This window comes from Chryseobacterium sp. S0630 (assembly GCF_024158915.1).
In the GTDB taxonomy this organism is placed as follows: domain Bacteria; phylum Bacteroidota; class Bacteroidia; order Flavobacteriales; family Weeksellaceae; genus Chryseobacterium.
Genome location: NZ_JAMZGF010000058.1, coordinates 26,937 through 33,248, shown reverse-complemented (window position 1 = coordinate 33,248; position 6,312 = coordinate 26,937). Strand labels below are relative to the sequence as shown.

Annotated in this window: 7 protein-coding genes and 1 tRNA gene; 5 read left to right on the top strand and 3 right to left on the bottom strand. The window is 36.0% G+C overall.

Translation table 11 applies throughout. The features are described 5' to 3' along the window. Nucleotides 1-2 precede the first annotated feature (2 nt). Together NK356_RS19740 and NK356_RS19735 are read right to left on the bottom strand one after the other, a co-directional pair. Nucleotides 3-77 (bottom strand) — tRNA-Val (locus NK356_RS19740). 42 nt (nt 78-119) lie between these two features. Next, entirely contained in the window at nt 120-1,364 is a 1,245-nt protein-coding gene (locus tag NK356_RS19735) for a folylpolyglutamate synthase/dihydrofolate synthase family protein (RefSeq protein WP_034694118.1), read from the bottom strand. A 183-nt stretch (nt 1,365-1,547) separates the two neighbouring features. Between NK356_RS19735 and NK356_RS19730 the strand changes: the two genes are divergently transcribed. Genes NK356_RS19730 through NK356_RS19710 form a run of 5 tightly spaced genes read left to right on the top strand, consistent with a single transcriptional unit; the run spans nt 1,548 to nt 5,744 of the window. After that, the gene (locus NK356_RS19730) at nt 1,548-2,870 is read left to right on the top strand and encodes a TolC family protein (protein WP_034694121.1); all 1,323 of its coding nucleotides are present in this window, start codon (nt 1,548-1,550) and stop codon (nt 2,868-2,870) included. A gap of 1 nt (nt 2,871) precedes the next feature. After that, complete coding sequence (locus tag NK356_RS19725; protein WP_034694123.1) at nt 2,872-3,462, top strand: SprT-like domain-containing protein; 591 nt, start codon at nt 2,872-2,874, stop codon at nt 3,460-3,462. Between the two features lie 2 nt (nt 3,463-3,464). Beyond that, nucleotides 3,465-4,547, top strand: coding sequence for a mannose-1-phosphate guanylyltransferase (locus NK356_RS19720; protein ID WP_253317820.1), 1,083 nt, complete (start codon nt 3,465-3,467; stop codon nt 4,545-4,547). Between the two features lie 32 nt (nt 4,548-4,579). Further along, a complete protein-coding gene (locus tag NK356_RS19715) occupies nt 4,580-5,242 on the top strand; it encodes a hypothetical protein (RefSeq protein WP_034694129.1) in 663 nt (220 codons plus the stop codon). Further along, on the top strand, nt 5,211-5,744 hold the full coding sequence (locus NK356_RS19710) for a GNAT family N-acetyltransferase (protein WP_034694132.1): 534 nt from the start codon (nt 5,211-5,213) through the stop codon (nt 5,742-5,744). Before NK356_RS19715 ends, NK356_RS19710 begins: the two co-directional genes overlap by 32 nt. 88 nt (nt 5,745-5,832) lie before the next feature. Here NK356_RS19710 and bcp read toward each other — a convergent pair whose 3' ends face one another. Further along, the gene (bcp, locus tag NK356_RS19705; RefSeq protein ID WP_034694135.1) at nt 5,833-6,282 is read right to left on the bottom strand and encodes a thioredoxin-dependent thiol peroxidase; all 450 of its coding nucleotides are present in this window, start codon (nt 6,280-6,282) and stop codon (nt 5,833-5,835) included. Between the last annotated feature and the right edge of the window lie 30 nt (nt 6,283-6,312).

Below are 6,312 nucleotides of genomic sequence, written 5' to 3'. Positions count from 1 at the left end.
TGTGGGTCCTGAGGGATTCGAACCCCCGACCCTCTGGGTGTAAACCAGATGCTCTGAACCAACTGAGCTAAGAACCCTCTAGACTTGTTCTCTTGTTTAGAGTGGTGCAAATATACGACTTATTCTTTAATCTCCAAATTTTTTTCTAAAAAATCTCCCACTACAAAGTTGCTTCCGCCGATAAAAATCATTTCTTCATTTGTACATCGTTCTTTTGCAGCTAGATACGCTTCCTGTACGGAATCAAAAATTTTATAAAAAATTTTCGCCTCCTGAAGCAGATTTTCGTAATCTTCCGGATGTCTTCCCCTGTTGATGGATGGTTTTGCAAAATAAAACTCAGAATTTTCAGGAAGTAATTTCATCACATCATCTATTTTTTTGTCATTCACAAATCCCAAAATAACATGCTTGTGTCTGTTAATTGAATTTAATTGTGAAAAAACATACTCCAAGCCTGCCTGATTGTGTCCCGTATCACAAATCGTAAGCGGATTTTGTGAAAACTCAAACCAACGGCCAATAAATCCTGTATTCTGATGAACATGGAGCAGTCCATTTTCAAGAGAATCGTCAGAAATAGGTACTCCCAGTTTTTTTAACTCTTCTACCGCAGCTAAGACAACTCTGATATTCTTTTTCTGATAATTTCCTTTCAGATCAGATTCAAGGTTGGTATTTATAAGAGTAGCATCTATAAACGGTGCATTTTCTTTGGTTGCTTTCTCTTTAATGATATTTCTAACGGATTCATTCTCGTCACCGGAAATAATTGGGATATTATTTTTAATAATTCCAGCTTTCTCAGTGGCAATTTCTTCGATGGTATCTCCAAGAATATTCTGATGATCCAGCTGAACATTAGTAATAGCCGAAATCAATGGATTGATAATATTTGTGGAATCCAGTCTTCCTCCTAATCCTACTTCAATAATGGCAAAATCTACCTGCTGCTGATAAAAATATTCAAAAGCCATGATGGTGGTAAACTCGAAGAAAGAGGGGCGGATATCTTCCGGAATCGTTTTTAATTTTTGAATAAAATCAAAGACAAATTCTTTATTACAGTTTTTTCCATTCACCTTTATTCGCTCCGTGAAGTCTATAAGGTGTGGAGAATTGTATAACCCGGTTTTATAACCAGCCTCCTGAAGAACCGATGCCAGCATATTGCTTGAAGAACCTTTTCCATTAGTACCGCCAATGTGAATACATTTTATTTTATCCTGAGGATTTCCAAAAAAAGCACAAAGCTTTGTAATGTTATCAAGCCCAGGTTTATAAGCCTTCTGTCCATCTATCTGATAGTTGGGCATCTGTACGAAAAGCCAGTCGATAGCTTCCTGATATTGTTCATTTGTCATGATGCAAAATTCCCAAAAGTTTTTTTAAAATAAAATATAATTTTTCAATCTGTAACTTTTTTATATTTAATTCGTCTAATATTGAAAAATCTTAATATGAAATCGCTGTGATTTACATGGTATACTACTCATGAAGGCAACACGATTCCATATGACCATTAAAAACAAATAAACATATACAATATGAAAAAAGTTTGGATCATCGTTTTTGGATTAGGTTATCTGGGTTTAAGCGCTCAGAAGAAATGGTCCTTAAAAGAATGTGTAAGCTATGCAGTGGAGCATAATCTTCAGGTTATCCAAAATCAGTATAACAAACAAAACCAGGAATACAACCTTAAAGCGGCCCAAAAAGAATATTTACCTTCCCTATCTGGAAGTGTGACGAGTGGGGTGAGTTTCGGACAAGGATCATTAGGAGCCGGAAGTTTTAGAAACGATAGGTTCAATAACAGTGTTGGTCTGGGAGCCGATGTTTTGGTGTATAATAATGGGAGGTTAGAAAAAAATATAAGAAAAGCTCAGTTTGATGTGGAAGCCAGTCAATATGATATTGAAACCATTAAAAATGATATTTCTCTTCAGATTGCTCAGCAATATCTGACCACTTTGTTGAATAAAGAGATTGTTAAAATCTCTCAGAGTGCCGTGGATAATGCGCAGAAACAGTTTGACAGAGCTAAAATTACAACTCAGGTTGGAACAACAGCCCAGACGGTTCTGGCAGAGGCTGAAGCTGCACTGGCAAGAGAAAAACAAAATCTTAAAACTGCAGAAGTAAACGTTGGCCGTGCTTTATTTGCCATTGTTCAGCTTTTACAGCTTTCAGATTATAAGGGGTTTGATGTGGAAGATGTGAATATTCCTGAAAAACTTGATTTACAACTTACTAGCGCAGATGAAGTGCTTACAACTGCATATGAAATACAACCTCAGATCAAAGCAGCGGAAAGCCGTATAAGATCTGCCGAAGCACAAACTGAGGTAAGCAAAACAGCATACTGGCCTACATTAACAGCGAGCGCTGGTCTTAATACTTTCTATAACAGACAATTTGATCCTATGCCAGGTACTGTGCAGGGAACTTTTTTTGAACAATATAAAGATCAGTTTGGTCAAAACGTAGGGCTGTCACTTAATATTCCTATCTTCAATAAAGGGAAAACAAAACTTCAGGTAGAACAGTCTAAAATAAATGAAAGTTTAGCCAAGAATTCCTTGGAACAACAGAAACAGACTGTAAGACAAAACGTACAGAAAGCTCAGTTTGATGCTGACGCCAATTATGAAACCTATCTGTCAGCAGTAGAAGCAGAAAAAAGCTCGAAACTAGCTCTTGATTTTGCTGATAAAAGTTATACTGCCGGAAGAACAACCATTTATGACGTCAACGTGGCGAGAAATAATTATGCAAATGCACAGGGATCAGTAGCGCAGGCAAAATATAATTATCTTTTTAGTCTTAAACTATTGAATTTCTATGCAGGAATTCCATTAAGTTTGTAAAATGCCAATCAAATCATTAGAAAAATACTTACCTCAAAATACGCTTAAATATTTAAGAATCTGGTTTTCAGATTACTATATACATATAAAAGTCACAAGAAACAGAAATTCAAAACTGGGAGATTATAGAAAGCTTCCAGATAATTCTCATGAAATTACGGTAAATTCTACCCTTACTCCACAACTTTTTTTCTTTGTACTGACTCATGAGCTTGCTCATCTGATTGCTTTCGAAAAATATGGACGAAGAATTTCTCCCCACGGCAACGAATGGAAAGAAACTTTCAGAAATATGCTCCTGGAAAGTCTTGAGATTTATGATGAAGAACTCAAACCTATCATCATAAAATTTTCAAAATCACCCAAAGCCAATTTCATGGCAAGCCCTGATCTGGTAAGATATTTCCATACTGAGAAACAGGATGATACTCTGCAATTTATCGAGGAACTTAAAAAGGGAGAATTTTTTATCTATCGCAACGAAAAGTATTTATTAGAAGGTCTGGTTAAAAAAAACTATCTTTGTAAGAACCTGGCTACTGGAAGGAAGTATTCTTTCAAGCCTTTAGCGAGGGTAGAAAAATGTAGCTAAGAATGTTAAAATCAGATAGATACTGCGTTATAATGGCGGGGGGAATCGGAAGCCGGTTCTGGCCTATGAGCACGCAGAAATTTCCAAAACAGTTTCAGGATATTTTAGGAACCGGGCGTACCATGATTCAGCAGACCTATGACCGAATCAGCAAGGTAATTCCTAAAGAGCAGATATTCGTGATTACGAATAAAGAATATGTTCCTGTTTCCCATCAGCAGCTTCCGGAAATTCCTGAAGAGAATATTGTGGGTGAGCCGTTGATGAAGAATACAGCAGCTTGTAATCTGTATATGGCTAACAAAATTGCTGAGATTAATCCGGATGCAACCATGATTGTATTGCCGGCAGATCATCTGATCCTTAAAGAGGACGTATTTCTGGAAAAAGTGGAGCTGGCATTTGAGGTAGCTTCACAGCATGATTATCTGGTAACATTAGGGATAACTCCAACAAGACCTGACACAGGCTATGGCTATATTCAGTTTGTAGAAAAAAAAGGATCAGAATATTTTAAAGTGAAAACATTCACGGAAAAACCTATCCTTGAAATTGCCCAAAGCTTCTTAGAAAGTGGTGATTTCCTGTGGAATGCAGGGATTTTCGTTTGGAATGTGAAAAGCATTCACCATGCTTTTGATCTTTATCTTCCAGAGATGATGCAGCATTTTATGGCTTGTGAATACAATTCGGAAAAAGAAAACAGCTGTATTGAAACCATTTATCCAAAGGTTCAGAAGATTTCCATTGATAATGGAATTTTAGAAAAGGCAAAGAATGTTTACGTGATTCCTTCAGATCTAGGATGGAGCGATCTGGGTACATGGACTTCCGTATATGAAAATACAGATAAAGATAAAGATGGAAATGCTGTAAAATTGAAGCATTTACTTTCCTATAACTCAAAAGGAAATATTATCCGTTTAAAGAATAATAACAAGGCAGTGATCATTGACGGCCTTGAAAACTACATCGTTGTAGATACAGATAAAGCGCTTCTTATCTGCCCGAGGGATAACGATCAACTTATTAAAGATTATGTTCTTGACTTAAAAAACTTTAAGAAGGGCGAGAAGTTTATGTAATATTTGGTATATTTTCTGCTGATTTTTAAATTATGATTAAAACTGCAACCCGATTTACAATTCTTACATTTTTACTTTTGGGAGTCTTAGGATTTGCCCAGGAGAAGAAAAAGTTTTCAAGCATTCCTGCTATTTTGCAGCAGATCAATCCCGGTAATAGGGTAGATTCATGGGTGTTGGTATACAACAGCTATGGGAAAGGACAGGAAATAAAGATTTCGGGTAAGGTAGACTATACTCCTCAATTCTCAGGATTCAATCTTTTCCCTAGTGAAGACAGTTTTTATTATATCGCTTATTCGGAAGGAGGTAAAGTAAATTACGTTACGGATGTCGAAGGACTGAAGAAGTTTGTAGATAGAATTGATAATGCTCAGGAAGCAGCTATTGTATTAGCTGCTGACGGATATATGGTAGATGAGGAGTTTAAGGACCTTGCTGGTAATTATCATGAAGATAAGTCGAATTACTATCTGGACCTTGGAAAACTAACCTCAAAAGAATGTCCATACCAGAAAACACATTATACAGTTACAGTAAATAAATCTACTGGTGCTGTAAGCAATGTCAAAGACAATGGAACTTATATTGAGCTTTACAATAAAAAATGTGCTAATAACCCGAGACTTTTAAAAATCGAAAAAAAAGAAGAACCAAAGAAAGATGAGCCCAAAAAAACACCCAAGCGCAAATAATACCTATGAGACTGAGCGATTAATCCTTCGCCCTATGTCCCGTGAAGACAAAGATTTTGTCTTTGAACTTTATAACAGACCCAAATTTATTCAACATATCGGCAACCGCAATGTAAATTCCATTGAAGATGCTGAAAATTATATCCTCAACAGATTTGCTCCACAGATTGAAAGACTGGGATTTGGAAACTATCTTTTAGTAACCAAAGAAGGAAATGAAAAAGTAGGTGCAGTAGGAATCTTCGAAAGGGAAGGGCTTGATATTGTGGATATCGGATATTCTTTATTGGAAGAGTTTGAAGGCAAAGGCTATGCTTATGAGGCAGCTCAGAAAGTGAAATCTATTGGGATGGATGATTTTGGATTAACAAAAATATCTGCCATCATTTCAAAAGATAATATTTCTTCCCAAAAACTGATTGAAAAACTAGGGCTGAGGTTTAAAAAACATGTTATACTTCCTGGTGAAACAGAAGAATTAAATTACTACGAAACAGAATAAAAACATAAAAAAGCTTTCACAAATAACGTATAGATTGTACATCATGTTATTTGTGAATGCTTTTGTGATATTTGTGTTTAACAAAGAATTATCCTTCCAGAATCTGCTCCGCAGCAGTCTTTGAAGTTACTTTTTCAATCACTCTTGTACAAACTCCATTTTCATCAAAAATAAAAGTGGTTCTTACAATTCCCATATACGTTTTTCCAAACGTTTTTTTCTCCTGCCATACTCCGAATTTTTCGATAATATCTCGCTTTTCATCTGCGATAAGATCATAAGGGAATGCAAATTTGCTATGGAAATTTTTCTGCTTTTTTACCGTGTCTCCACTTACTCCCAGTAATTGAAATCCTGCTTTTTCAAGCTTAGAATAATTATCGCTCAGGTTGCAGGCTTCCACTGTACAGGTTGGTGTACTCGCTTGAGGATAGAAGAAAACGACCAGCTTTTTTCCAATTAATTTTGATGAGGTTACTGTTTCTCCGTCTTGATTGAATCCTTCAAATTCAGGTAATTTATCTCCAACTTTCAGCATAATGATTTAATTTTGTTCAAATTTAAGGCA